Here is a 25,887-nt window from a genome sequence, read left to right as displayed (position 1 = left end):
CCCGTCCCCCCCCCTGAATGAATCACCGCCCCGCGCGACGCTGCGGCACCGCTTGGTGGTACCGGGCCTGGGGCCTCCTGTAGAGCCGAGCCTATGCTCGGCTCATCGCGGTCTGGCGGAAAGCAGCCGAGCGTGGGCTCGGCTCTACAGGTGAGCGGGTGCGACACTGTGTCGCGCGAAGTTCCAATTCTGGCTACCAAAAATGCTGTTCTTGGCCCCTGAAAAGGGGTAAAATGTCGCGCTTCCCCACATCTCGGGTATGCCGATGCTGCGCATCCAGGCTGAAGCACTCACTTACGACGACGTCTCGCTCGTCCCCGCCCACTCGACCATCCTGCCCAAGGACGTCAACCTCGAAACGCGGTTGACTCGCGACCTGAAGCTGAAGCTTCCGATCCTGTCTGCAGCCATGGATACCGTCACCGAAGCCCGCCTGGCCATCGCCATGGCCCAGCTCGGCGGCATGGGCATCATCCACAAGAATCTCAGCCTGGAACAGCAGGCCGCGGAAGTGGCCAAGGTCAAGAAGTTCGAGGCCGGTGTCATCCGCGACCCGATCACCGTCGGCCCGGAAACCACCATCCGCGACGTGCTGGCCCTGACCCAGGCGCACAACATCTCCGGCGTGCCGGTGGTGGGCAGCGACGGCCTGCTGGCCGGCATCGTGACCCACCGCGATATGCGCTTTGAGACCGAGCTGGATGATCCGGTCCGCCACATCATGACCAAGAAGGATCGCCTGATCACGGTCAAGGAAGGCGCCGCCTCCGACGAAGTGCTGCAGCTGCTGCACCGCAACCGCATCGAAAAGGTGCTGGTGGTCAATGACTCGTTCGAACTGCGTGGCCTGATCACCGTCAAGGACATCCAGAAGAACACCGACTTCCCGAACGCTGCCAAGGATCTGTCGACCCGCCTGCTGGTCGGCGCTGCCGTCGGCGTGGGTGGTGATACCGATCGCCGCGTGGAAGCGCTGGTCGCCGCCGGCGTGGACGTGATTGTGGTCGATACCGCGCACGGCCACTCGCAGGGCGTGCTGGACCGCGTCAGCTGGGTCAAGAAGAACTTCCCGAACGTGCAGGTCATCGGTGGCAACATCTGCACCGGCGAAGCCGCACTGGCGCTGCTGGACAGCGGCGCGGACGCCGTGAAGGTCGGCATCGGCCCGGGCTCGATCTGCACCACCCGCGTCGTTGCCGGCGTCGGCGTGCCGCAGGTCACCGCCATTGATCTGGTGGCCGATGCGCTGCAGGACCGCATCCCGCTGATCGCCGACGGTGGCATCCGCTACTCGGGCGACATCGGCAAGGCGCTGGCTGCCGGTGCCTCGACCATCATGGTCGGTGGCCTGCTGGCCGGTACCGAGGAATCGCCGGGCGAGACCGAGCTGTACCAGGGCCGTTCGTACAAGAGCTACCGCGGCATGGGTTCGCTGGCCGCCATGGAAAAGGGGTCGAAGGACCGCTACTTCCAGGACGCCGCCACCGCCGACAAGCTGGTGCCGGAAGGCATCGAAGGCCGCGTGCCGTACCGCGGCCCGGTGGGCGGCATCATCCACCAGCTGATGGGCGGCCTGCGCGCCACCATGGGCTACGTGGGCTGCGCCACCATCGAAGACATGCGCAGCAAGCCCAAGTTCGTGAAGATCAGCGGCGCCGGCCAGCGTGAGAGCCACGTCCACGACGTGACCATCACCAAAGAGCCGCCGAACTACCGCGCCTGATGCGCTTGCGAACTGCTCTTGCGATTACGGGCAGCCTGCTGATGGCAGGCTGTTCGTTGTCCGAACCGCCGCCGCGCTCCGGGTCTCCGGGCGCGGCGGTTTCGCAAGTGAAGGACGTACAGGCGTGCCAGAACGCGTTCTCGCTGCCGAAGGGCTGGCAGGTGCAGGCCGCTGGCGAGCAGCGCTGGCTGCTGAAAGGCACCGGCGAGCGCCCGCTGCAGGTCACGCTGCAGTGCGTTACCGAGCTGCTGCATGGCCCGGATGATCCGGTGCTGACGCCGGTACTGGGCGCGCTGGAGCCCGCACGGATGAGCGTGCAGTGGGCGTCCTGGGGCGCTGCGGAGTCGGGCTTCTCGATGGCGGCGCTGCAACGGCGCATCGTGCCTGGCACCGAAGTGCAGGAAATCGCCGAGCTGCCGCGCGCTGACCGCTCCAACCCCAACGCACCGCATGGCCTGCTGATGCTGCGCTGGGACGAGGAAGACCCCTCAAATATTCAACAACGCGAGGCGTTCATCGCCACGCTGACACAGAGCCTTGAAGCGCCGGGCGCTGCGAAAAACACCACTGGAACGGCACCATGACCAACATCCATAACGACAAGATCCTCATCCTCGATTTCGGCGCGCAGTACACGCAGCTGATCGCCCGCCGCATCCGCGAGCTGGGCGTCTACTGCGAAATCTGGGCGTGGGACCACAACCCGGCCGAGATCGCCGGCTTTGGCGCCAAGGGCATCATCCTGTCCGGTGGCCCGGAATCGACCACGCTGCCGGGCGCCCCGGCCGCGCCGCAGGAAGTGTTCGACAGCGGCCTGCCGATCTTCGGCATCTGCTACGGCATGCAGACCCTGGCCGCACAGCTGGGTGGTGCCACCGAAGCGGCGGATCAGCGCGAATTCGGCCACGCCGAAGTGAACGTGATCAACCCCGATGCACTGTTCAAGGGCCTGAGCGACCACGGCGGCGAGCCGAAGCTGAATGTCTGGATGAGCCACGGCGACCACGTCTCCGTTGCGCCGCCGGGCTTCACCATCACCGCCACCACCGACCGCATTCCAGTGGCCGCCATGGCCAACGAAGAAAAGCGCTGGTACGGCGTGCAGTTCCACCCGGAAGTGACCCACACCCTGCAGGGCCAGGCGCTGCTGCGCCGCTTCGTGGTGGATGTGTGCGGCTGCCAGACCCTGTGGACCGCTGCCAACATCATCGACGACCAGATCGCCCGCGTGCGCGAACAGGTGGGCGATGACGAAGTGATCCTGGGCCTGTCCGGCGGCGTTGATTCGTCCGTGGTGGCTGCGCTGCTGCACAAGGCCATCGGCGAGAAGCTGACCTGCGTGTTCGTGGATACCGGCCTGCTGCGCTGGCAGGAAGGCGACCAGGTGATGGCGATGTTCGCCGAGCACATGGGCGTGAAGGTGGTGCGCGTGAATGCCGCCGACCGCTACTTTGCCGCGCTGGAAGGCGTGAGCGACCCGGAAGCCAAGCGCAAGATTATCGGCAACCTGTTCGTTGAGATCTTCGACGAAGAGTCGAACAAGCTGAAGAACGCCAAGTGGCTGGCGCAGGGCACCATCTACCCGGACGTGATCGAGTCGGCCGGCAGCAAGACCGGCAAGGCGCATGTGATCAAGAGCCACCACAACGTTGGCGGCCTGCCAGAGCACATGAAGCTGGGCCTGGTGGAGCCGCTGCGCGAGCTGTTCAAGGACGAAGTGCGCCGCCTGGGCGTTGAGCTGGGCCTGCCGCGCACCATGGTCTACCGCCACCCGTTCCCGGGCCCGGGCCTGGGCGTGCGTATCCTGGGCGAAGTGAAGCGCGAATACGCCGAACTGCTGGCCAAGGCCGATGCCATCTTCATTGATGAGCTGCGCAAGGCCGACCTGTACGACAAGACCAGCCAGGCGTTTGCCGTGTTCCTGCCGGTGAAGTCGGTGGGCGTGGTGGGCGATGCGCGGGCTTATGAGTGGGTGATTGCGCTAAGAGCCGTGGAGACGATCGACTTCATGACGGCGCATTGGGCGCATCTGCCGTATGAGTTCCTGGGCACGGTGAGCAACCGGATCATCAATGAGTTGCGGGGGGTGTCGCGGGTTGTCTATGACATCTCGGGGAAGCCGCCGGCGACCATTGAGTGGGAGTGAGTTGAAAGAACGAGGGCGCCGAGAGGCGCCCTTGTTCTATCTTCGAGTTGAGCGGGGATTCTATAAATGCTTCCCTGAATCTATTCGCTCCGAGGACTGTCATCTTCAGCGAGCTCAAGAATGAGGCCGTAATCATCCCGAAGCTCTCTGTCCACGAGATGGAACCGGTCAAGTTGCAGCGACGTCCAGTGATCTTCGGCTATGTGCTCCAAAAGAATGATCTGAAATCCGCCGCGTTTATCCATTCTATAAACAAAATCATTCAGTTGCGCTAGGACCTTGTCAAGGCTGCGGATGTCATCATTCGGTTGGCCGTCGCTTGAGAAATATGGGGTGCTGACTTGATCAAGTATTAAGAAGGACGGCATCCAAGGAATCAGTAACGTCCTTGCGATTTCATGTATTGCAAGGAAGTGCGCGATATGAAGGTACAGATAGTTAGATGCACTTCCCACATCTGGCATTTTCTCTATTTGAGTCAGATCTGGCGAGTGTAGATGGATTAATTTCTCCTTCTCTGAGTAGTGAGCGGAGAATTCGCTGTATCCCTTTAGTGGGAGATGGCTTAATACTCTATTTATAAGGCTATTTAATCTTTCCTTCGCGATCGAATTCTTTTCGTCATTCTGATCAACAACCTTCTGTAGATCTGCGATTGCGTCGTCGAACTCTTCGGATTGCGTGTCGACGGGCTGGGTGTGGCTCTGACTGTAGATGTCAAGCTTTGTCTCCAGTCGACCCAAGAAACGATAGTATTCATTCGGGTTTTGCTGGACATCCCGTCTTGTGTTAAGAGTGTCAAGTTCATCCCTTAGTCTTCGCAGCTCTACTTCATTGCCTTCGTGAATCTTTCTAACTTCATCAAGGAATGGGAAGCTCTTCCGATTTCGCAAAGACTCTTTAACTTCAGAGAGCTCACGTTGCAGCTTCGATATGACCTGGTTGGCAAACTGCGAGGGGAATATATCCTCAGACTGCGAGTTGAACGCATTGACCGGCTTTAGCGCATCTTCAATTTGCTTCAGGGAAGCGACGTAAGTCGGCTTGTTGTCGATAAACGCCTGAAGCTGACGATTCTTGGCAGTGAGCCTGAAAATCTCGCGCTCGACCCTTTCAACTTCAGCCCTGGGGCCAGTCGGAGTAGAGGGTATCTGGACAACCTTCCTCAGTTCGGCGAAATTCTCGTGATAGGTGTCATGAACCTGATCAATAACACCCAGTGAGCGAGCCTCGATAGATAGCGCAGAAACTTCCTCTGAAAATGAATTTGCGGCTTCTCTATAGGAATCCTGCTTTCTAACATGAGCTGCTCTCTTTCGTTCAAGCTCTGCCAACTTGCTGCGAGAAATAGCGGTGTCAACGTTCTCTGCGCCAATCGCCATTCTAAATGTTCTTTCAATGGACTCTTGGAATCGGCCATCAGTAGGTCTAATGTACAAATGGTCTGGCGCGACGATGGTGTTCTGATCCTGATAGCAGTACGCTAGGAAATTTCGGAAAGAGACTTTAGATCCGGCCTGAATGTACCTTCCGCCGTATGGAACTCTCAATTCCGTGTCGATTCCAAAGGCTGCACTGAGAACTTTTTTTAGACTGTCAACGCGGACATTCAGGTCGGGGGTGTCTGGGATGATTCCGTTCTCGTTAAAGTAGGCCTGGTCGGTACAGCCGGCGCTCTCCGCTGGGCGAGCTATTACGATCTCCTTGCCATCTACCGAAAGCTTGATGCCATACCAATTTACCTTTGAGTCGATGTTTGCTTTCGATATGCCTGTTGTTTCACTCGCGAGTAAGCAGTAGTCAATTATGAAAAGTATTGACGACTTTCCTTTTCCTGAGTCTCCAGTAATCACGTTAACGCGATTGTGGAGGAAGTCTAGTGATCTTGTTATTCCGTTCTTTTGCCAGAGAATTACGCTGGAAATCTGGATGTTGCTCACAATTCGATCCTGAATGTTTGATAGAGGTCCAAAGTCGATTCGCGAAGGATTAGGCCAAGCTTGGGGCCTGAATCGAAGATCTCCGTTGCGATCTTTCCAATGTCCGTAGCGTCTCGGAAGAATATTTTGGATCTAAGGCTCAATGAATGATCCTCCAGGGTGATCATTCCAAGCTCCTTGGCTAGCAAAATAGTATTCAAGGACGTAATTGTAAGATCCTCATACTTCGCGCGGACTACAGTAAACGCACCAGGGTTTGAGACAATTAAGTCTTTACTACTTAATACGATACTGTTCTTTCTCTTCAGAACTGAGCGAATTGTTCTATCAAAAATCAATGGAAGGATGAGCATTGCTTTAGATAGGGCGAGACTATGGTCGGGCGAGTTCTCAAGTGCAATCTGAAGCGCAACGGTTCCGATTAATTCATTCTGAGAGATTCGGTTCATTTCAGAACTTGCTCCGCCAGTTCTTGCGCCATCCTATTCGAGGGATATTGGAAAGTTTAATGTACTTTCCGCAGCTGAGATTGATTGGAATTTCGACGCCGCCAGCCGTCATTTGCTTTTTCATTGTTTGGTCATAGCAATCCTGAGACGCTTTTAGATGAATTGGCTCGTCATCATCCGGCGTGTTCCTATGAGACTGATTGTGTAAAAGTTGCCAATCTGACAGTGCCTTGTTTTCGAGCCTTGAATCGTCTCTAGCGCTGAACGATCCCGAGTCCTTAAGTGACTGTATAAATTGCTCTGACAAGACCATTTCGACTCCGCGATCAATGATCTCTTCTTCGTGTATTCCGATGTCCTGAAGCTGTTCATGGAACTTGCTTGAGCGGAATGACAGGGTGTGAGGTCGTTCATATTCGTAATAAAAATCAATGAATCGATCAAACTCAACAGGTTCGGACCGTGCTGATCTAATAATCCTGTCAAATCCCATCGTTGTTCTGAAATCGTCAAACGTAATAACTACTTTTTCGCCACTTATTATTCGGGAGAACTTCGATTCTTTGAATGCGCCGATTACATGACGTCTGGTTTCTTCAATTTGAGATGCTGGAACGGAAAGCTGCCTCAGTTCTGAGGTAATTCTTCCAATGACGGACGAGTCGTCAGAATGGAATTCGAATCGACTAAAAAGATGATTAAGTTGTTCATTGCTCGCATCGCATACCGATTGAACGTACTTTGCGAGAGGATTCTTTGATTCGTCAGGTTTCTTCTTGGACTCGACTAGCGAGATTTTCTCGTTAGTACTTCTTATGTGCGAAATTATGGCTTCAATGTTCTGACGTGGACTCTTTAGTAAGGAAACAAACTCTTGGTTATTTAGGCCCTTGTTTGTATAGAGTTGAAGCGTCAGATTTCTATGGCTGGGGAGGCCTGGGATGATCTGGAGCCAGTTATGCAGGGTCTTCCAGAGATCAATGTCTCTGTCTGTGATGTTGCCAGGTTCTACCGAGTGCTTTAACTGGATTAGTGTGAGGTCTTGAATGGATCCGTCATCTGAAACTGTTTGAGCATGGATGTCGTCATGGAGCTCCAGGCCAAGTGCCTGCCCTTCTCTAAGGGAAATTAGTTTTTCGACATATACGAAATCCTGAAATTCAAAGCCTAACGATGTCTTGTCGGCAGAAAATTTGTCGGCGCCGCTCATTGTTCGATTACCAGAGAGGTTGGCGCTTTACTTGCGATGAGTGAATTTTCATGTGAGCTGGCGCCCTTGCTTGCTGCGTCCAGAGCGCTGGTCGGCAGGAGTGCGTCGCGATTTATAATCTGCCGAACCATGTCTCTACGCGAATCCCAATTTCTTAGTCGAGCATGGGTAATGGAAGCTATGGATTTCTCGATTGCTTCATTCGATAAGGAGACCGGATTTTTCAGGAATATTTGAACGTTCTGCAAAGTTACCACTGGCTGCCCCCTTGCAAGCCATTGCAGCTTTGGGGGCGTCAGCTGAGCTTGGGCCACCCTTGGCCGTGATTAGGATCCGTTCTAGGGACGCGTGAGTGACGCGACCACCGACTGAGCTCGTGCTCTAGCTTACGGTCCCACAATCTCACTGAACTTTCAAGCTCGGTAAGCATATTGGCCAGAGGCTTAAGTGTTGGCCTAATTGGAGAATGTTATTGGAAGGTCCAATAGTCCATCCTGCCAAAGTCTGAGGGCGCGACGTTTGCCGTGCGTCTTGGTATTTTTGCAGATATTTGTGCTAGATCGACCGGTATCTAGCTTTGATTCGGTCGAGGCGAGGTCAAGGTGGAATGTTGAGCTTTGATTTACTCCGGCCTCACCTCATGACAAGCCCACTCAACCAACCCCCGGCACGCCAGAAACAGCCCATCCACGACCCCCTCATCCAGATGCCGCTCCGGGTCCGCTGCCACCCGGCAGCGGTCTGCCGCGTGCAGCAGCTCCAAGACAGTCAGCGCACCAACCATAGCGCGCTCGCTCCTGGCCAGGCTTACGCGACGGCCGGGTGACACATCGGTCTCTGGCCACGGGTGCCCATCGGCTCCCTCGCAGCCGCGCATGCGCTTGAGGATGCCGAGGAGGTAGTTCAGGTCGGGCAGGGGAGTGTCGTCGTTGATGGGTTCAACAACGGTGTACGAAGAGAAGGTGTCGGATTCGTTCATGGCGTCGGCTTCCGTGGCTGTGCTTAACAGCGCCACCGCTAAGGGTGGCGGACGATGCGTGGCTGCAAACCGGAAGAAGCGATGTCATAAGACCGGCGGGCCCGAGGGCCCCCACGCACCGCCCGCCATACAGGCCGACGGATTGCCCGCCGGCACCGGTTAAGGACGGTGCCGACGGGCAAGCGCAAACTACAGACATCGCTTTCTTCGGGTTTGCAGACCCGACCACCTTTTGTCGGTGGCGCGCCATGGTGTTTACGCCGCCGCTTCGAATGCCAATAGAAATTCGCTAAGGAATCTCTGAATCCGAGAGCGAAGAACTATTGTTGCACGCACCATTCGGGCAGCACGCGACACCGCCAGACGTATTCGCGCAGCTGCTCTGTTGATTGCGATTCCAAATGACGCAATCCCCAGCACCACAAGCGCATAGCGCGACAGCCTTCTTTACAACAGTTCTTAGTCATGCCCGGCAGGCATCGACGCCAGATCAGCCCCACACTGCGAAAAGCGGTTCAAACGCGACACCGTTAGCGAGCGTCACAGCCTCAACCACCACCATCCCCAGCCACCGCCGCATTCCCCACAAGCAACTCAATCATCGCCCGCGCCGCCGCCGACTGCCGCCGATGCGGCGCATAGATCACCGAGAACGGCCTTGACCGTCCCCGCAACTGCGGCAGCACCTCCACCAGCTCCCCACGCTGCAACCTCTCCCGCACGATGAACTCATAGCTTTGGCAGATGCCAATGCCCTGTTCGGCCAGCGACACCACGCCCAGCACATCGTTGGAAGTCTCGATGGAGGAACGCGGCAGCCAGTCCACGTCGCGCCCGCCGTCGCGGAAGATCCACGGCGCAAGCCGCCCGGTGCGCGGCATCACAAACGGCAGGCACAGGTGCTGCTGCAGGTCGTCCAGCGTCTGCGGCGTGCCGCGGCGTTGCAGGTAGTCCGGCGCGGCCACCAGCAGCAGCGGCGCGTCCTCCAGCTTGCGCGCCACCAGCCCGCTGTCCGGCAGCTGGCCCAGGCGGATGGCCAGGTCGAAGCCTTCTGCCACCAGGTCCACGTTGCGGTTGGTGATGTTCAGTTCCACCTGTACCTGCGGGTACTGCTGCGCAAAGCGCGCCAGCACGGGCGGCAGCCGGTAGTGGCCATAGGTGGTGGGCACACTCAGGCGCACGCGGCCGGCCAGCGCACCGTCCTGGGCCAGTACGTCGCGCTCGGCGTCGTCCAGCAGGCCGAAGGCGGTGCGCACCTGTTCCAGATAGAGCCGCCCGGCGTCGGTCAGGCCCACGCGGCGGGTGGTCCGCTGCAGCAGCTGCCGGCCCAGCCGCGCTTCCAGGCGGGTGACCGCGCGGCTCAGCACCGAGGGCGTGGTGGACAGCGCCACCGCTCCGGCGGTGAACGAGCCGTGCTCGACCACCGCCAGGAACACTTCCACATCGCCCAGGTAGTCGAACTTGCGGCTCATTTGGCTCTCCGGGGAACAGATGTTTTGCGATGGGGCCAATTTATCGCCGCTGGGGCGATGAATAAAGTGGCCGCCATTCCCCGATAGGAGCTCCCCTTGAACCTGATGACCCGGCTGGCGGCAGCGCTGGCCCTGACCCTGGCCGCCACCGGCGCGCAGGCCGCCAACGTACTGGTGGTGCTGTCCGACGAGAACCACCTGGACCTGAAGGACGGCAAGGTGCTGTCCACCGGCTTCTATCTCAACGAGCTGATGCAGCCGGTCAAGCTGCTGCTGGACGCGGGCCACAAAGTGACCTTCGCCACGCCGCAGGGGCGGGCGCCGACGGTGGATGCGTCCTCGGTGACGCCGGCGTACTTCGGCAACGATGCCGCGCAGCTGACGCTGCACAAGGAGCTGCTGGAGAAACTGGCGCTGACCTCGCCGACGGCCTCGCCGGTGGTCAGCCTGGCGCGCATTGAGCAGCAGGGCTATGCGCGGTTCGATGCGGTCTACATTCCCGGTGGCCACGCGCCGATGCAGGACCTGCTGAAAAGCCCGGCGCTGGGCCGGCTGCTGGCCGACTTCCACCAGCGCAACAAGACCACCGCGCTGGTCTGCCACGGGCCGATCGCGCTGCTGTCCACGCTGCCGGATGCGGCGGGTTTCGTGTCCAAGTTGGAAGCGGGGGTGATGCCGGCCACGCCGAAGTGGATCTACAGCGGCTACCAGATGACGGTGATCAGCAACCAGGAAGAAGAGCAGGCCAAGCCGTTGCTGGGTGGTGGCGAGATGAAGTTCTACCCGCAGACCGCGTTGCAGCGGGCGGGTGCGACGTTCAGCAGCAACACCACGCCGTGGACCGGGCATGTGGTGGCGGACCGCGAGCTGATTACCGGGCAGAACCCGGCCTCGGCGCTGGAGGTGGGGCAGCGGTTGGTGGAGCGGTTGAAGTAAGGCGGGGCCTGCACAGCAGGCTGCCAGCCTTGTGGGCCGAGGGGCCAGCGCCTCGGCCTGTCTGTGGAAGTGCCAGCGTGGTCGGCAGAGAGGGCATCAGCCCTTCGCGAGCGCTATTCCTGACAGATCTTCAATCTGGGAAAGGGCGTGACGCGTCGCGGCCCAATCGCCGGCGTGCCTGATCGCCACGCCTCCGGCCGCTGTCCAGGCATCACAGTTCGTTTCGAAATCGTCGATCAGAACATCGCCTGGCTGGTGCATGAAAAGAGGCTTGTGCCTGCCGCCGAGCACAGGCAACACCAGGCAGGTTGCTGACAGATGTTCGCGGACCCACTGCCGCTTCTGCATGGCAGCGAGCGGATAGTTCGATTTCGGGCAGGCGGTGAGAATCACCGGGTTCAAGTGGTGGATGCTGTGGAAGAACTCTACTGCACCCTGCATCGGCGGAAGGTCGCGGAAGAACGACGGGTGGTTGTTGATGTGCCCCCACATTTCATCGTCGGCAAGCAGGCGATGGTCCAGGCCAAACAGGGCGGGAAATGCCGCGTCGAAGTCGGCCATTACGCCATCAAGATCTACGTAGATGGTGCGTCTGGATGCACTCGATCCACCGGTGTGCTGGTTCGCGAGCGGGTCCATCATCGGTATCGACTTCACATCATCAGCGTTCATTTACGCGCTCTCCTTTCAAGAGTGGGCTTTCTTCTTCATCGGTTCCCCAGTAGCGGGGCAAAGTGTTTGGTGATTGCGACAGATATGGCAGCAATCGCGATGCCGCTGGCGTCGGTCCAGGGCGAAAGAGTGATGGCCTGCAACCCCGCCAATGCGGAATGCCAGAGTGCCTTTTGAGTCCATCAGGCGCTGCTGCAGCGGGACGGTGCACCGTGCCGTAACAACACAATACGGGCACCACCAACCAGAATTGAAACTGAGATGGGCATCGCCTCACGGCGATGCCGCCCGGCAGATGCCGTAATCGGCACGCTTGAAATGCGGTATATATCGCGGCGATTCTTCAAAGGCGTGCCGAGTGGCTGCTCTGGCCGTTGCCCAAGACGCATGGCCCCAGCCACTGGCTCATTTCGCCAACCAAGGAGCAATCTGGCGCGCTGGTGATTGGATAATCCCAACGCGCTACGGAAAGGCCGAACGGGGATATGCCTGTGGCGCTCGTTCCAGACTGATCCAGGAACGTCACTGAACATGCATGTCCAGGCGCACTCAATGTATCACGCCGACCAGCGCTAGCGGCTTGAACCCGCTCGATCTCCAGCAGTTTGATTGGGCAGGGCAAGGCTGGCATGGCACCATGATGGGCTGGCCTCGTCCTTCCGACCGGGGCCGTTTTCCCAGGGAAGCCCACCAACACGACATGCGAACGTCCATCCTCTTCACCTTCTCCGCCCTGTGCCTTGGTCTGCTGTCCGGCTGTGCCAGTGGCCCGGAGGAGCACGCCTCAAGCCGCGAGATCACCAGTGCGTTCGTGGCCGACGACGGCCAGCTGTACCTGTTGCCGCGCTATGACGAGCCGATGCGCTTCAATGCCGCGCCGTTCCGCGAGTATCGGGCGCTGATGGACAGCCCGCTGCGCGAGGCGGTGGCCTGCGCGCAGATGTACTTCCATGAAGACTGGCGCGACCCGGCCAACAAGGCCAAGGTGCACGGCAGCTATGCGCTGCTGCTGCGGCCGGAGCAGGTAACGGCAGAGCAGGCCGCACAGTTCAGGCTGGAGCGGATTGAGGTCCCCCCGCGTGAGGCCAAGGCCGTGGAGGAGCGGGCGCGCTACCACCTGCCGATGGACCGGACCCGTTACGCGCTGGCGTTTGATCGCGCCTGCAATCTTTCAAGGAAGGGCGGCAGCTATTACAGCGCGCTGTTCGAGGGCGACGGCGAACGGGTGCAGTTGTCGGATGCTGCGGTGCTGGCGGAGAAAGGGAAGCTTGCACAGCCGATCAATGCGCGTGAGCAGCGGATCCTACCGGAGAGGGAGGACAAGCCGGGTGCGGGTTCGGCGGCGGGCAAGGTGCTCGGCGCGGCGCTAATCCCTGTGGCGGTGCCGGTGTTTGTGCTGAGCCTGCCGTTCCTGGGGCCGGATCATTGGAAGTGAAAAGGCGTTGAAGCCAGAGCATCCACGCGTGGCGTGGATCTACTTGGGTATCGCCTGAACGTTCATCCTGGAGATCTGTGTGCCTAGCACGCTGGAAACTGTTTTGAAGACTGCAGGCTTCATTGTCGTTGCGGCGCTTCCGTTGGTTATCCTTTGGTTCATCCTTCGGCGAATGTCAGCAACTGCTCGCTCGTCCGTGAAATCGGGGCTGCGTTTGGATCCCCCTCGCCGGATCTCCGGTACATCCATGACCTTGGTGATGGTGGATGGGAAAGAGGATCGGGAGCACTACTTCTTTGATGCGGCGTCCTTTTACCTACGGCGTGGCCCGGTGCCTACGGCGGTTTCGCTTTCGCAGATCACCTCAGTCACTCGCACCTCCGACAAGATCTACGGGCGCTATGTGTGGCAGGTGTGCTTCAGCAAAGCATCGGGCAGAAAATGCGTGACGTTCACCAACAACCTGACGCTGTTCAATCGCGATTTCCTGCTGTTCCTGGAGGCGGTGCGGAAGGCCAATCCATTGGCGACTTTGGATCAGGCGGGTCTGTTCTTCTGATTGCGCGGGGACATCAGCGGCGCTGATTGGCAAATGGAGGGGCCAGGGGGCGAGTTGCCTTGGACACGGTGCTGGGCGATTCAGTTGTGCGGGCGTTGAGGGAGTGAATCCACGCGTGGCGTGAATCTACCGGCACCTCGGTGTGCCACCTGCCACACAGCTGGCCCGCCAACGCTCCCAGGCCTTGGCGTCGATGCCGGCCTTCAGTGCGATGGTCTGCAGCTCGGCCCAGTTCCTCGGCGACGGCGCGGCCAGCAGCCCGCGCATGAAGGCCTGCATCTTCGCTTCGCCCACCTGTTTCTCCAGCGAGAGCAACAGCAAGGGGGCATAGACGTAGCGATACATCTCGCCCAGATCGGAGCTGCTGTCGATGGCATCGAATGCTGGCAGCGGCTTGTCCTGCGTGTCGATGGTCGATTGCAGTCGCGCAATATAGCGATCGGCCGCGGCATCGCCACTGATCTCACGCAGCGCCCTGATCGACAGGAACTCGGCGCTGGACTCCAGCAGCACCCAGAAATACGGCCCCTGCGGACGGTTCAGTGTGCCGAAATAGTAATGGCCCATTTCGTGTGCGATGTACTGCACGCGCCGCTCGGCCTGCTCGCCCCCGGCCAGCAGCGAGTCGGCCACATTGCCGATGCTGCCGCTCATGGCGATGGTCGGCCAGGTGGCAAAGCCCCATTCGCTGCCTTCGCGGTCGCGCTCGATCTGGTTGAGCGTGACCATGCGCAGGAAGGTGGGGCGGTCGGCCAGCGGCGCGCCCATGTAGCGGCTGTGCACGTCGGCAACCTTCTGCACCGTGCTGGACAATGCATCGACCTTGGCCGTGGGCAGGGTCTCGTTGAGGATGGTGACCTGCGCAGTGCGGGTGATCGGGCCGCTGCCGCCGAACAGCAGGATCGGCCGCGCGTTGTCGCTGCGGAATCGCCCCTGCGCGCCTTCGATGGCCGGGCTGCCGTTGAGATACAGGAAGCGGCAGCCGGCGCAGTCCACCTGCAGGTCGTAGCGGCTCTCGCTGCTGCGCACGCGCGCCTTGGGATCGAACGCCTGCGGCAGCCATGCGGACTGCTCGGTGAAGCGGGCGCTGTCGCCGTTGAAGGCCATCATGCCCTTGAAGTCGCCCAGGGCATCGTGCTTCGGGTACAGCGGGAACGCGCCCACATACTGCACGCAGAGCGCGGCGGCGGGCTCTGCCAGGGTATAGACACGCGCTTCGCCATCCACACCCGGGTCGTACCAGCCATCGAACCCTACCGGCTTGCCGTCACCGTCGGAGACCCGCGCGACGTTCAGACCGGCGTTGAGTACGAACGCGCCCCTTGATTCGGCTGGGAGGTTGGACATGCAGACATCGCCCTCGACACGGCCGCTGGCAATATCCAGCCGCACGCTGCCGGTGGTGAGCGGTGTGGCCGGTTGTGCGGCCGGTGCGGCCACGCTGGTAGCGGGAGCGAGCAGCGCGATCAGGGCGGCAGGCAGCAGGGCCTTGCAGGGGGTCATCGGGCCATCCTTGGGTGGATTGCGCTGACTATAGGGCCAACAGCGATGGGTGCAGAGAGTCTTCAGGTCACCCGGTCTTGTGGGGCTGGCGAAATGCGCTGGCATGGTGCAGGCATAATGGCAGCGGGGCGAAGGTATGCCCGCGAACAGAAAGGAAGCCTGCGCCATGACGGACATGCCAACCCAGCTCACGACCGACTTCGATGCGCTGCTCGACCACGGTGACATTGCCGAGGCGCGGCGGCTGTTGGCCCCCCATCTTGCACGCGGGTGTGCCGAAGCGTTGTTTCTCTCTGCTTCGGTGCCTGAAGGGGAGGACGATGCACATGCCGAGGCGGACAGCCTCGCGACCCTCAAGCAGGCCGCGGAGAAAGGTTACATCCCGGCCATCCATGCGCTGGGACTGCGACTGCTGACGGGTGACGGCGTTGAGCAGGACGTCACGCGGGCGGCCGCGCATTTTGAGCGCGCATCGGAGGCCGGCTATCCGTCGGCCATGTACGAGTTTGGCCTGGCGCTGTTCCATGGCAAGGGAGTCGCCAGCGACGTGCCACGTGCGGTGTCCCTGATCCGCGCTTCGGCGCAGGGTGGGAATGAGTACGCCCGGGAGTTCCTGTTGGCGCATTCATTGGATGTGGACGCGTAGGAAGTGGGTGCGGCGGTCGGTGACGCTACACTGGCTGCCTATGCCCGATGGAAGCTCACCCATGTTCAATGGAAAGGTTGCGGTGGTCACCGGCTCCACCAGCGGTATCGGTCTTGGCATTGCCACCGCGCTGGCGCGGCAGGGCGCGGACATCGTGCTGAATGGCTTCGGCGATGCGGCGGAGATCGAGCGCATTCGTTCGCGGTTGGAAGCTGAGTTCGGTGTGCGAGTGGCGCATGACGGCGCCGACCTGTCGCGCGGCGAGGCGGTGCGCGGACTGATCGACCACGCCGTTGCGAAGATGGGCCGCATCGACATCCTGGTGAACAACGCGGGCATCCAGTACACCGCGTCGATCGAGGAATTCCCGGTCGAGAAATGGGATGCGATCCTGGCGCTGAACCTGTCGGCGGTGTTCCATGCAACGGCGGCGGCCTTGCCGCACATGAAGCAGCAGGGCGCCGGCCGCATCATCAACATCGCGTCGGTGCACGGGTTGGTGGGCTCGGTGAACAAGTCGGCCTATGTGGCGGCCAAGCATGGCGTGGTGGGGTTTACCAAGGTGACCGCGCTGGAGAATGCGGGCACCGGCATTACCGCCAATGCCATCTGCCCGGGCTGGGTGCGAACGGCGCTGGTCGAGCAGCAGATCACCGCGTTGGCCGAGCACGAAGGCACGGATCAGGAAACCGCCGCGCGTGCGCTGCTGGCTGAAAAGCAGCCGTCGTTGCAGTTCGTGACGCCCGATCAGCTGGGCGAGATGGTGGTGTTCCTGGCCTCGGACGCGGCGGCGCAGATTACCGGCACGGCGCTGCCGGTGGATGGGGGCTGGACGGCGCGCTAGCTGGCTGGCTGCGCCTTACGCTGCAGCATTGGCAGTGCCACCAGTGTGGCGAGGAGGGTGAACAGCACCAGCGACGAGCCTACCGTGCCGAAGCCCAGGCCGCCCTTCTCCAGCGGCTTGGTGAGCAGGTCGCCGAAGGTGGCGCCGAACGGGCGGGTGAGCACGAAGGCGATCCAGAACAGGATGACCCGGTTGATGCCCCCGATGCGGCTGGCCAGCGCAGTGAGCGCGATGAGGCTGCCGATCAGCAGTGCGCCGCCGGTGAAGCCCAGCCCGGAATCGTCGGCGAGGAAGTCGCCCAGCGCGGTGCCGAGCGTGTTGGAGAACAGCACGGCGGTCCAGTAGAAGCCTTCGGCGCGGCGCGATGCGATGTTGCTGACCGAGATCGACTTTTCCGACATGCGCCAGGCCAGCAGCACCAGCGCCAGGCAGCCGGCCAGCAGGCTGGCGCCGGTGGCGTAGCCCAGGCCAAGCGTGCGGTCGAGCAGGTCGGACATCGTCGTGCCGGCGGTGCTGGTGGCCAGCACCACCGACCAGAACAGCACCGGGTGGAAGCGCCGTGCCGACAACTGCATGCCCAGCAGGCCGGCAAAGATCGTCAGCAGGATGGCCGAGCTGGTCACGTAGCCCAGGTTGAGCGTCATCGACAGCAGATCGCCCGCAGTCTCGCCGAGGGTGGTGGCGGCAATTTTCATCACCCAGAAGCCAAGGGTGACCGCCGCCACTTTGCTGTGCAGGGAATCTGCGTCTGAAGCACTCATCGAACGTCGCCTGGGGAGCCTGCCGGCGATGCTGTGGCGGGCGCCGTCGGAGTGCAGTCGGAACCGGGTTCGGTGAGGGTGAGCGTGGGGTTGGCGTTCAGCCCGCGCTGGCGGGGGCCGAAAGGCGAGCCAGCAGAGCATCCCAATCGGCCACGAAGCAGCCATCGCGACCACGGTTGCATTCGGTGATCCACGCGTCCAGCGATTCACTCTGTGCGCGGTAGCCGCTGACATCGCCCAGCACGGCGAAGCGCAGGCGGTAGTTCACCAGCATCTGCAGCCATTGCCCGGCCGTGCCGGAGCGCAGCTCGAAGAAGTCTGCCGAAAGGCGCTGCACCGGCACGGCAATCCACTCGGCCTGATGCCCAAGGGCGTCGCCGACCAGATCGCGCAGGCCGTTGGCATCGAGTGCGGGGCCCTGCGGCTCGATGCGCAGGAGGCGGGTGGTGCCGATGTGTTCAATGGAATCATTCATGCTGGAGGTTCTGCAGTTGACGCAGCCGGGCGAGGATGTCTTCGCGCAGGCCGGGGATGTAGTGATAGGCGTCTGCGAGCAGGGTGACGTCCGCCGTCGGGACGAGCCGTTTCATGCGTTCGGCGGCGGCAGGGGTGTCGATGAGGGCATCACGCGCGCCCATGACAAGGGCTACCGGCGGATGCAACGCAGCCAGCCGCTCGTCGCTGATGGGGGGAATGCGCAGCGGACGTGGCCGAACCTCGGCACGGATCAATGCCAACAGGTCGAGCAGCGGCTGCGCACGTGCAGGTGCATGTAGTGGCGCGGGACCCATGACCGCACGGCGAAGGCGCTCGCGTCCCCATCGGCCAAGCAGCAACAGTGGCAGCGCCTTGAGCAGGAATGCACGCTGGCGCCCGATACCCGAGGGGCTGACCAGGACCAGTGCGTTGACCCGGGCAGGCCTTCGCAGCGCGTAGTCCAGTGCCAGGAAGCCGCCGAACGACAGGCCCACGAATGCTGCACTTTCCACGCCGAGTGCGTCGAGGACATCATCCAGCCATTGCGCATGCGCATCGCTGTCCAGCGCAGGTTGCGTGCCTTCGCTGAGGCCCGGTTCGCCAATGATGTCGACGGCATGCACGCGGTAGTGCTCGCTCCAACGTTCAGCATCGAACATCCAGCTGGCGGCATTGCTGAGGGTGCCATGCAGCAGCACCAGGGCAGGGCCGTGTTCCGGGCCGCAGCTGACCACAAATGTGGAACCGGCACGGGTGGCGAGATGGTGCGATTCGTGGGGTCCCGGCCAGTCCGAAAGCACCTGGCGGTAGGCGGCAAGTACGTGCTGCGTGGGAATGCCGGGGCGCTGCCGCTTCATGCGCTGCGGTCCTGCAGCAGACGCTGCAGGCTGACCAGCAGCGCCGTGGAACCTGCCAGGCCACCGATCACGATCAGCTTGAGCACATCGTGCTCAGGCGAATAGATCGTCTCCATGCGCAGCGGCTCATCGTCGGCCTCGCGGCCGGTGACGCGCGCATGCAGGGCACGGGCCAGGTCGGCGGCACGTGTCGCACCGCATCCGGGAATGTCCACCACGGTGGTGAGCTGTGGGCACGCAGCGGAGGGCTCACGCACGGTGCCGGTGAACACGTCGAGGTCTTCGGCGGTGATGCGATAGGACTTGCCGATGCGGGTCGCGCGCAGTTGGCCGCTACGGATATGCCGCAGGACGGTTTTGGGGTGCAGGCTGAGCTGCTGGGCAGCCTGATCGACGGTTAGCAACGCGGGGGACATAACGGAACTCGAGAACCATGTGCTCCCTATTGTTCCATGAAATGCAATTTGTGGGAGTGATTGGGGATTGTGCGGCGGCGGCAACAGGGGCCATCTCCCCGGTGCCGCTCGCGCGGGCCAACCCTCCCGACGACTACGCCGGCTTCGCAAACACATCCAGCCCCTTGCCCGTCTCCAACAACGACTTCAGGCTGGACAGCACGATCGGCCAGCCCTGGCGGATGCCGGTATCCATGCCGCTGCCCGGTTCCAGCTCCTCATGGGTAACCGTCAGCCGCACCATGTCCTGGTAGGGCACGATCTCGAAGGTCACCCGGCTGTAGGCGTCCGGGTTGTCGGCCTGCGAGGCGGCGGCCCAGGTGATGACCAGCCGCGAGGGCGGGGTGCGCTCCACCACTTCGCCGACCAGCTCGACCGAGCGCGTTTCGTTGGCGCGCACATGCTGCCAGCGCGAGCCGGGCTTCCAGTCCGAGACGTTTTCATGGCCCCAGTAGCGGCTGGCGATCTCGGGCCTGGTGATGGCCTCGAACACCTTCTGTGGCGTGGAGGCGATATAGATCACGTGGATGAAGCGGGTGGTCTCTGCGGACATCGTCATTCTCCTTCCAGTTCTCGTTTCAGGTCATGCAGCAGGCTCAGGCGCTGCTGCTCGAACTTGCGTACCCAGCGCTCGTAGACTTCATGCAGCGGCACCGGGTTGATGAAGTGCAGCTTCTCGCGGCCACGGCGCACGGTGCTGATCAGGTTGGCGTCTTCCAGCAGGCCCAGGTGTTGGGTGACCGATTGCCGGGCCATGTCCAGGTGTTCGCACAGCTGGCCCAGGGTCTGGCCGTTGTCCTCGCAGAGCAGGTCCAGCAGCGTTCTGCGCGTGGGGTCGGCCAGGGCCTTGAACACCTTGTCTGCATTCATGCGGGGCGTCTTCAGTTCCAGTTGTCGATCCTGATGTCGTGTGGGTTGGGCTGGCCCTTGCCGGTTTCCAGCAGGGCTTTGAGGCTCATCAAGAAGACCGCCCACTTGGTGCTGCAGTGGGAGGTGAACTCGACGCGTTCCTTCCAGCCTTCGTGGGTGAACAGCACGATGCAGTAGTCGCCTTCCTGTTTCAGTGCGAAACGCGCATGCGTGCCGATCCATTCGGCAGGGCCGGCCAAGAACTTCCAGAGCACGAGTTCGCCGGGAACGAGCTGTTCCAGCTGCATTTCCATGGCGCCTATTTCCTGGCCGTTGTTGGTGAAACGGACCTTCACCGTGCCGCCGACGTTGCGGTCGCCGTGGGTGTCTTCGGCCCACCAAGCGGCGACGCCTTCGGGGGTCGCCAGGGCCTGGTACACCTGGCTTGCAGGGGCCTTGATGCCGACCCGATGTGCGATATCCACCATTGCAGATTCCTCGCGATGGGCGGGCAGGTGCCGTCCTTGGGAGGAATATATGCAGGCAAATGCCTGCATGTCAATCATCGGTGTGGAGGGGATCTGCCAGGCATGGTCTGGCACTACTGCGTCACTGGGTCGCAGGCGGGCTGAAGCATGAGGGACACGGGTTCGGCGCTAGAGTGGGGTGGACCCCCTCCAGGAAGGAGCAGTGCATGTACTACAGCAGTGGCAACTACGAAGCCTTCGCGCGCCCGCGCAAGCCGGCCGGTGTGGATGGCAAGAGCGCCTGGTTTGTGGGCTCGGGCCTGGCTTCGCTGGCCGGTGCGGTGTTCCTGGTACGCGACGGGCGCTTGGCCGGTGAGCGCATCACCATCCTGGAGCAGCAGCAGATTGCCGGCGGCGCGCTGGATGGCCTGAAGGTGCCGGAAAAGGGTTTCGTGATCCGTGGTGGCCGCGAGATGGAGAACCATTTCGAGTGCCTGTGGGACCTGTTCCGCTCGATCCCCTCGCTGGAGATCGACGACGCCAGCGTGCTGGACGAGTTCTACTGGTTGAACAAGGACGACCCGAACTATTCGTTGCAGCGCGCCACCATCAACCGCGGCGAGGATGCGCACACCGACGGCCTGTTCACGCTGACCGAGCAGGCGCAGAAGGACATCATCGCGCTGTTCCTGGCTACCCGGCAGGAGATGGAGAACAAGCGCATCAACGAAGTGCTGGGCCGTGATTTCCTGGACAGCAACTTCTGGCTGTACTGGCGCACGATGTTCGCGTTCGAGGAATGGCATTCGGCGCTGGAGATGAAGCTGTACCTGCATCGCTTCATCCATCACATTGGCGGCCTGCCGGACTTCTCGGCGCTGAAGTTCACCAAGTACAACCAGTACGAATCGCTGGTGCTGCCGCTGGTGAAGTGGCTGCAGGACCATGGCGTGGTGTTCCAGTACGGCACCGAGGTGACCGACGTCGACTTCGATCTGCAGCCGGGCCGCAAGCAGGCCACGCGCATCCACTGGATGCGTGATGGTGTAGCCGGTGGCGTGGATCTGGGCGCGGACGATCTTCTGTTCATGACCATCGGCTCGCTGACCGAGAACTCGGACAATGGCGACCACCACACTGCGGCACGCCTGAATGAAGGCCCGGCGCCGGCCTGGGACCTGTGGCGGCGCATTGCCGCGAAGGATGCAGCGTTCGGGCGCCCGGATGTGTTCGGCGCGCATATCCCGGAAACCAAGTGGGAATCGGCGACGGTAACCACGCTGGACGCGCGCATTCCGGCTTACATCCAGAAGATTGCCAAGCGCGATCCCTTCAGCGGCAAGGTGGTGACCGGCGGCATTGTCAGCGTGCGCGACTCGCGCTGGCTGATGAGCTGGACGGTAAACCGTCAGCCGCATTTCAAGAACCAGCCCAAGGACCAGATCGTGGTCTGGGTGTATTCGCTGTTCGTGGATACGCCCGGTGACTACGTGAAGAAGCCGATGCAGGACTGTACCGGCGAGGAGATCACCCGCGAGTGGCTGTACCACCTGGGCGTGCCGGTGGAGGAGATCGACGAGCTGGCCGCGACCGGTGCCAAGACGGTGCCGGTGATGATGCCGTACATCACCGCGTTCTTCATGCCGCGCCAGGCCGCTGATCGTCCGGACGTGGTGCCGGAGGGGGCGGTGAACTTCGCCTTCATCGGCCAGTTCGCCGAATCGAAGCAGCGTGACTGCATCTTCACCACCGAGTATTCGGTGCGCACGCCGATGGAGGCGGTGTACACGCTGCTGGATATCGAACGCGGCGTGCCGGAGGTGTTCAATTCCACCTACGACGTGCGCTCGCTGCTGGCCGCGACCGGGCGCCTGCGTGACGGCAAGGAACTGGATATTCCGGGACCGGCGTTCCTGCGCAACCTGCTGATGAACAAGCTGGACAAGACCCAGATCGGTGGCCTGCTGCGCGAGTTCAAGCTGGTGCAGGGGGACTGACCGGGAGTGGGTAGCGCCGGGCCATGCCCGGCGAGTCCAACAGCGGGGAGTTGACAACGCCTCAACCTACTAGTAGATTGAGGCGCATGAAAGAGTCGCTCTCGCCCAAGGCCCAGGAGATCCTGTCCCACGCCCGTTCGCTGCTGGAGGCCGGTGGCTACAACGGCTTCAGCTATGCCGACGTGTCGGCGCGGGTGAACATCAGCAAGGCCAGCATCCACCACCATTTCCCCAGCAAGGCGGATCTGGTGCGCACGGTGGTTGAGCTGTACCGGGCCGAGGCGCGTGAGGGCCTGGCGCTGCTGGACCGGCAGCTGGGCGACCCGTTGCAGGAGCTCAACGCCTATGTGGACTACTGGTCCAGTTGTATTGCGGGCGGCACGTCGTCGTTCTGTATCTGCGCGATGCTGGCGGCAGAGGCACCGATGATCCCTGCGGAGATTGCCGAAGAAGTACGCGGGCATTTCGAGGATCTGAGCGGGTGGCTGACGTTGACGCTGGAGAAGGGCGCCGCGCAGGGCCAGTTGCGCCTGCAGGGCTCGGCGGCGGACGAGGCGAAGGCCTTCATGTCGTCGGTACATGGCGCGATGCTGGCCGCGCGCGGTTTCGCCGATGCGGCGACGTTCGCGGCACTGGCGCGGTTGGCCATTGCGCGGGTGAGCGCGACTGCCTGACATGACTGTGGTGGGGCCCGCGGCGACGCGGGTCATTTTTTGAATCATGCACCTACCTACTAGTAGGTTTATTTAACTCTGGAGATGTTCCATGTCGCACTCTCTGTCCACGCTGGGCTTGATCCACACGGCCGTCAGTCTGGTACCGGCTATCGCCGGCCTTTATGCCCTCATTCGCCATCGCGCGATCGACCCCGCCACACGCTCGGGCAAGCTGTACCTTTTGGGATTGGTGCTGTCGGTCGCTACGTCATTGACCGTCTCCAGCACGGGGGGGCTCAATCCAGGCCATGCGTTCGGCGTGATCGTGCTGCTGGTGGCGTTCGGCGGCGTGCAGGCCGCCCGGCTGCGCTGGCTGGGTCGCGCAGCGCGCTACGTGTCGACATTTGCGCTGTCTTTCAGCTTCCTGCTGTCGCTGGTGCCAGGCGTGAATGAAACGCTGACACGTTTGCCGGTGAACCATCCCATTGCGGCTGCGCCGATGGCGCCGGTGGTGCTGCACACGTTGCTGGGATTGGCGGTGGTGTTTGTGATCGGCTTTGCCGCGCAGTGCTGGCGCATGCGGTTTCAAACGGTTCGCAGGCGCCCTTGAGCAGAGGCGCCTCAGTCCCGCACCGCGAGCGCAGCCAGCAGCGACTGCGGTTCGATCAGCGAAGCCGAACGTGTGGCATCCACCCGAACGTGCCGGCTGCAGAAGTTGAACGGTCGACTCTGGGCCGGCGAGGCTGCGTCTGGAGATGCGTCCGGTGTTTCGATCTCGAGCACTTCATCTACCGCCAGCGCCAGGGTTGCAGTGCCGGCGGTGATCAGCAGCATGGCTGGGCTGCCGCCATCGAATGCCGGTTGCCCGCTGAGCCTGCGCAGGTCGGCCACCGGCAACGGCTGCCCTCGTACCTCCAGGTTCCGCCTGCCATGTGGGTCTGCAGGGCCGAAGGTCTCGGGGCCGCGTATTTCCACGGCCACCTGTACGTCGATCGCGAACAGGGCCGTGCCTGCACGCAGGACGACGACCTCGAACAACTCGGCGGGCGAGGCACGTGTTTCCGTTGAAGGTTGAGCGGGTACAGGCATGCTGTGGATCTGGCAGGAACGATGGGTAACGCGGCTTGAATGATGACGTGTGCTGGGAGCACGCGGCCGCGTGGGAGTACGCGCGCAAGGCGGCGGTTCATCTGGATCCGACGGACGCATGGTGCGCACTGAGCGGGCCGATGCGCGGAAAGTGCGGACGCAGCAGGCCGACGAGCTGATCCATGCCCGGAACGGCATGGCCAAATTCGTCCCATCGCGCATTGACCAGGCCGGACACCATGATCTGCCCGGTGTCGATGCGGGTCATGGCCCAATAGGGAACAGCACGCGCGCTGATGGCCATGTCCAGTACCGGTACGACGGCAGCATGCGAGCGACTGTCATGGATGCGGCGCTTGACCGCCTCCAGGCCGTCGGGCGGGCCTTCGACGTACTGGAAAAACCGCTGCCCGTCGACGAGCAGTGCTCCGGTGACGTCCACCCGGCGATTGAACGCGGCAGAGCCCGAGACGATCTGGCGGAGGGTTTCATCGGAAAGCCCAGCCGATATGTGGCTGGAGTAAGCAAATGCGTGGAGCATGGAAGGGGCTTCGTGTGACGCCCATCACTATACGTGGGTCTCTACCGTCCGCCGTGAGCCTTTTCTCACGTAGCGCTGGGGAGCGCTGAGTTGGATCAGCAGCCCACCAACCGATCCGCGCCAATACCGCTGCGATGCTGGCTGCGGTACTCGGTGGGGCTCGCGTCGACCTGGCCACGGAAGTGGCGACGGAACGATTCCTGTGAACCAAAGCCGGCCTGCTCGGCGATCCACTGCAGCGGCCGGTCGGTGGTCTCCAGCAGCTCGCGGGCAAAGGCCACGCGTTCGCGGATCAGCCAGTCGATGGGTGACAGGCCGGTGGCTTCCAGGAACTGCCGCTGCAGTGTGCGCTGGCTGAGCGCGGCCTGCTCGGCAAGACTGCCCAGCGAGTGCGGCTCGCGCAGGTTGCGGCGCATCCATTCCATCAGTTTTGCCAGACGCGAGGGCTCGCCATTGGGAATGGCCCGGCTGACGCGCTGGCTGCGGCCGGCATCACGCCACGGTGCCAGCACCAGCCGCTCGGCCACCAGGTTGGCTACCCGTGCGCCGTAATCCTTGCGCACCATGTGCAGCATCATGTCCATGCCGGTGGCCGAACCTGCGGAGGTGATGATGCTGCCGGTGTCCACGTACAACACATCCTCGCGTACGTCGATGCGCGGGAAGTCACGCGCCAGCGCTTCGGTGAGGCGCCAGTGGGTGGTGGCCTGGCGGCCGTCGAGCAGCCCGGCCCAGGCCAGCACGAAGGCACCGGAGCAGATCGAGGCGATGCGCGCGCCACGTGCGTGGGCACGGATGAGGGCTTCGAGCAGCGCCTGTGGTGGACGCTCGCTGGGCTCACGCCAGCCGGGAATGACGATGATGTCAGCGTCATCAACTGTGCTCAGATCGTAGGGAAGCTGCACCTGCGTGCCGCCGAGCATGCGCAATGCGCCGGGCTCGCCTGCGCAGAGCTGGGTGCGGTACCAGGCCACGCCGAGTTCCGGCCGCACGGGTGCGAACAGGCCAACCGCACAGCCGAATTCGAACAGCCCCTGGCCGTGGCAGGCGACGATGGCGACGAGCGGTGCGGCGGGATCGGCAGGTGGGCTGGGCATGGCCTGATGCTACGGGCGGTGATGCGCGGTGCGGAGTGGTGTACGGGCATGAGGTGATGCCGGGCAGGCATATGGAGCGGTCGTTCCCCTCTTGTAGAGCCGAGCCCACGCTCGGCTCAATACCGGC

At 62.0% G+C, this 25,887-nt stretch carries 28 protein-coding genes; 11 read left to right on the top strand and 17 right to left on the bottom strand.

Going from position 1 to position 25,887, the window contains the following annotated elements; genetic code table 11:
• The first annotated feature begins 265 nt into the window (after window positions 1-265).
• The 3 genes from guaB (at window position 266) to guaA (ending at window position 3,869) form a co-directional block, all read left to right on the top strand.
• The gene (guaB, locus tag AASM09_RS13375) at window positions 266-1,723 is read left to right on the top strand and encodes an IMP dehydrogenase (protein ID WP_049427750.1); all 1,458 of its coding nucleotides are present in this window, start codon (window positions 266-268) and stop codon (window positions 1,721-1,723) included.
• A gap of 107 nt (window positions 1,724-1,830) precedes the next feature.
• Window positions 1,831-2,307, top strand: coding sequence for a hypothetical protein (locus tag AASM09_RS13370; RefSeq protein ID WP_049427751.1), 477 nt, complete (start codon window positions 1,831-1,833; stop codon window positions 2,305-2,307).
• The gene (gene guaA / locus AASM09_RS13365; RefSeq protein ID WP_012479957.1) at window positions 2,304-3,869 is read left to right on the top strand and encodes a glutamine-hydrolyzing GMP synthase; all 1,566 of its coding nucleotides are present in this window, start codon (window positions 2,304-2,306) and stop codon (window positions 3,867-3,869) included. Before AASM09_RS13370 ends, guaA begins: the two co-directional genes overlap by 4 nt.
• An 80-nt stretch (window positions 3,870-3,949) precedes the next feature.
• Here the strand turns inward: guaA and AASM09_RS13360 are convergent, their stop codons facing one another.
• The 5 genes from AASM09_RS13360 to AASM09_RS13340 all read right to left on the bottom strand — a co-directional run bounded on the left by AASM09_RS13360 (window position 3,950) and on the right by AASM09_RS13340 (window position 9,919).
• Window positions 3,950-5,809, bottom strand: coding sequence for a DUF3732 domain-containing protein (locus tag AASM09_RS13360; protein WP_049427764.1), 1,860 nt, complete (start codon window positions 5,807-5,809; stop codon window positions 3,950-3,952).
• Window positions 5,806-6,258 carry a three component ABC system middle component gene (locus tag AASM09_RS13355; RefSeq protein WP_049427765.1) on the bottom strand — a complete coding sequence of 151 codons (453 nt, stop codon included), beginning with the start codon at window positions 6,256-6,258 and terminating at the stop codon, window positions 5,806-5,808. The genes AASM09_RS13360 and AASM09_RS13355 overlap by 4 nt, the downstream gene beginning before the upstream one ends.
• A 1-nt stretch (window position 6,259) precedes the next feature.
• Window positions 6,260-7,468 carry a hypothetical protein gene (locus AASM09_RS13350; RefSeq protein WP_080354974.1) on the bottom strand — a complete coding sequence of 403 codons (1,209 nt, stop codon included), beginning with the start codon at window positions 7,466-7,468 and terminating at the stop codon, window positions 6,260-6,262.
• A 622-nt stretch (window positions 7,469-8,090) separates the two neighbouring features.
• Window positions 8,091-8,447, bottom strand: a complete 357-nt coding sequence (locus tag AASM09_RS13345; protein WP_049427767.1) for a hypothetical protein — start codon at window positions 8,445-8,447, stop codon at window positions 8,091-8,093.
• Between the two features lie 548 nt (window positions 8,448-8,995).
• Window positions 8,996-9,919 carry a LysR family transcriptional regulator gene (locus tag AASM09_RS13340; protein WP_049427770.1) on the bottom strand — a complete coding sequence of 308 codons (924 nt, stop codon included), beginning with the start codon at window positions 9,917-9,919 and terminating at the stop codon, window positions 8,996-8,998.
• Window positions 9,920-10,015: 96 nt separating this feature from the next.
• On the opposite strand from AASM09_RS13340, the gene AASM09_RS13335 reads away from it, so the two are divergent.
• The gene (locus tag AASM09_RS13335) at window positions 10,016-10,855 is read left to right on the top strand and encodes a type 1 glutamine amidotransferase domain-containing protein (protein ID WP_049427772.1); all 840 of its coding nucleotides are present in this window, start codon (window positions 10,016-10,018) and stop codon (window positions 10,853-10,855) included.
• 96 nt (window positions 10,856-10,951) lie between these two features.
• Here the strand turns inward: AASM09_RS13335 and AASM09_RS13330 are convergent, their stop codons facing one another.
• Window positions 10,952-11,527, bottom strand: coding sequence for a 5' nucleotidase, NT5C type (locus AASM09_RS13330; RefSeq protein WP_049427773.1), 576 nt, complete (start codon window positions 11,525-11,527; stop codon window positions 10,952-10,954).
• Between the two features lie 700 nt (window positions 11,528-12,227).
• Between AASM09_RS13330 and AASM09_RS13325 the strand changes: the two genes are divergently transcribed.
• Together AASM09_RS13325 and AASM09_RS13320 are read left to right on the top strand one after the other, a co-directional pair.
• The gene (locus AASM09_RS13325) at window positions 12,228-12,962 is read left to right on the top strand and encodes a hypothetical protein (protein WP_049427775.1); all 735 of its coding nucleotides are present in this window, start codon (window positions 12,228-12,230) and stop codon (window positions 12,960-12,962) included.
• Between the two features lie 79 nt (window positions 12,963-13,041).
• The gene (locus AASM09_RS13320; protein WP_238378623.1) at window positions 13,042-13,521 is read left to right on the top strand and encodes a hypothetical protein; all 480 of its coding nucleotides are present in this window, start codon (window positions 13,042-13,044) and stop codon (window positions 13,519-13,521) included.
• 126 nt (window positions 13,522-13,647) lie between these two features.
• Here AASM09_RS13320 and AASM09_RS13315 read toward each other — a convergent pair whose 3' ends face one another.
• Window positions 13,648-15,024 (bottom strand): hypothetical protein, encoded by a 1,377-nt coding sequence (locus tag AASM09_RS13315; RefSeq protein ID WP_049427998.1) that lies wholly within the window; start codon window positions 15,022-15,024, stop codon window positions 13,648-13,650.
• Window positions 15,025-15,190: 166 nt separating this feature from the next.
• On the opposite strand from AASM09_RS13315, the gene AASM09_RS13310 reads away from it, so the two are divergent.
• A complete protein-coding gene (locus AASM09_RS13310) occupies window positions 15,191-15,670 on the top strand; it encodes a tetratricopeptide repeat protein (protein ID WP_049427996.1) in 480 nt (159 codons plus the stop codon).
• 61 nt (window positions 15,671-15,731) lie between these two features.
• Entirely contained in the window at window positions 15,732-16,514 is a 783-nt protein-coding gene (locus tag AASM09_RS13305) for a 3-hydroxybutyrate dehydrogenase (protein WP_049427994.1), read from the top strand.
• On the opposite strand, the gene AASM09_RS13300 is transcribed toward AASM09_RS13305, so the two are convergent.
• The 7 genes from AASM09_RS13300 to AASM09_RS13270 all read right to left on the bottom strand — a co-directional run bounded on the left by AASM09_RS13300 (window position 16,511) and on the right by AASM09_RS13270 (window position 20,401).
• Window positions 16,511-17,275, bottom strand: a complete 765-nt coding sequence (locus tag AASM09_RS13300) for a COG4705 family protein (protein ID WP_100443604.1) — start codon at window positions 17,273-17,275, stop codon at window positions 16,511-16,513. The two genes, AASM09_RS13305 and AASM09_RS13300, sit on opposite strands and share 4 nt — an antisense overlap.
• A gap of 97 nt (window positions 17,276-17,372) precedes the next feature.
• Window positions 17,373-17,750, bottom strand: coding sequence for a DUF4180 domain-containing protein (locus AASM09_RS13295; RefSeq protein ID WP_100443603.1), 378 nt, complete (start codon window positions 17,748-17,750; stop codon window positions 17,373-17,375).
• The gene (locus AASM09_RS13290; protein ID WP_049429145.1) at window positions 17,743-18,609 is read right to left on the bottom strand and encodes an alpha/beta fold hydrolase; all 867 of its coding nucleotides are present in this window, start codon (window positions 18,607-18,609) and stop codon (window positions 17,743-17,745) included. The genes AASM09_RS13295 and AASM09_RS13290 overlap by 8 nt, the downstream gene beginning before the upstream one ends.
• Window positions 18,606-19,025 (bottom strand): helix-turn-helix domain-containing protein, encoded by a 420-nt coding sequence (locus AASM09_RS13285; RefSeq protein WP_049429144.1) that lies wholly within the window; start codon window positions 19,023-19,025, stop codon window positions 18,606-18,608. Before AASM09_RS13285 ends, AASM09_RS13290 begins: the two co-directional genes overlap by 4 nt.
• A gap of 133 nt (window positions 19,026-19,158) precedes the next feature.
• Window positions 19,159-19,617 (bottom strand): SRPBCC family protein, encoded by a 459-nt coding sequence (locus tag AASM09_RS13280; protein WP_049429143.1) that lies wholly within the window; start codon window positions 19,615-19,617, stop codon window positions 19,159-19,161.
• A gap of 2 nt (window positions 19,618-19,619) precedes the next feature.
• Window positions 19,620-19,934 (bottom strand): ArsR/SmtB family transcription factor, encoded by a 315-nt coding sequence (locus AASM09_RS13275; RefSeq protein ID WP_005416268.1) that lies wholly within the window; start codon window positions 19,932-19,934, stop codon window positions 19,620-19,622.
• 11 nt (window positions 19,935-19,945) lie between these two features.
• Window positions 19,946-20,401 carry an SRPBCC family protein gene (locus tag AASM09_RS13270; protein WP_049429142.1) on the bottom strand — a complete coding sequence of 152 codons (456 nt, stop codon included), beginning with the start codon at window positions 20,399-20,401 and terminating at the stop codon, window positions 19,946-19,948.
• A gap of 206 nt (window positions 20,402-20,607) precedes the next feature.
• On the opposite strand from AASM09_RS13270, the gene AASM09_RS13265 reads away from it, so the two are divergent.
• The 3 genes from AASM09_RS13265 to AASM09_RS13255 all read left to right on the top strand — a co-directional run bounded on the left by AASM09_RS13265 (window position 20,608) and on the right by AASM09_RS13255 (window position 23,643).
• Window positions 20,608-22,377 (top strand): oleate hydratase, encoded by a 1,770-nt coding sequence (locus AASM09_RS13265; protein ID WP_343368471.1) that lies wholly within the window; start codon window positions 20,608-20,610, stop codon window positions 22,375-22,377.
• 86 nt (window positions 22,378-22,463) lie between these two features.
• Window positions 22,464-23,051 (top strand): TetR/AcrR family transcriptional regulator, encoded by a 588-nt coding sequence (locus AASM09_RS13260; protein WP_049430740.1) that lies wholly within the window; start codon window positions 22,464-22,466, stop codon window positions 23,049-23,051.
• 91 nt (window positions 23,052-23,142) lie between these two features.
• The gene (locus AASM09_RS13255; RefSeq protein ID WP_049430739.1) at window positions 23,143-23,643 is read left to right on the top strand and encodes a membrane protein; all 501 of its coding nucleotides are present in this window, start codon (window positions 23,143-23,145) and stop codon (window positions 23,641-23,643) included.
• 11 nt (window positions 23,644-23,654) lie between these two features.
• On the opposite strand, the gene AASM09_RS13250 is transcribed toward AASM09_RS13255, so the two are convergent.
• From AASM09_RS13250 to ftrA, 3 genes are all read right to left on the bottom strand, one after another.
• Complete coding sequence (locus tag AASM09_RS13250) at window positions 23,655-24,071, bottom strand: chemotaxis protein CheW (protein WP_238378622.1); 417 nt, start codon at window positions 24,069-24,071, stop codon at window positions 23,655-23,657.
• Window positions 24,072-24,219: 148 nt separating this feature from the next.
• A complete protein-coding gene (locus AASM09_RS13245) occupies window positions 24,220-24,663 on the bottom strand; it encodes a BLUF domain-containing protein (protein WP_049430735.1) in 444 nt (147 codons plus the stop codon).
• Between the two features lie 95 nt (window positions 24,664-24,758).
• The gene (gene ftrA / locus AASM09_RS13240; protein WP_049430733.1) at window positions 24,759-25,760 is read right to left on the bottom strand and encodes a transcriptional regulator FtrA; all 1,002 of its coding nucleotides are present in this window, start codon (window positions 25,758-25,760) and stop codon (window positions 24,759-24,761) included.
• Window positions 25,761-25,887 lie beyond the last annotated feature (127 nt).

The organism is Stenotrophomonas maltophilia (genome assembly GCF_039555535.1).
GTDB classification, from domain to species: domain Bacteria; phylum Pseudomonadota; class Gammaproteobacteria; order Xanthomonadales; family Xanthomonadaceae; genus Stenotrophomonas; species Stenotrophomonas maltophilia_Q.
This window is presented reverse-complemented; position numbering and strand designations above follow the sequence as displayed.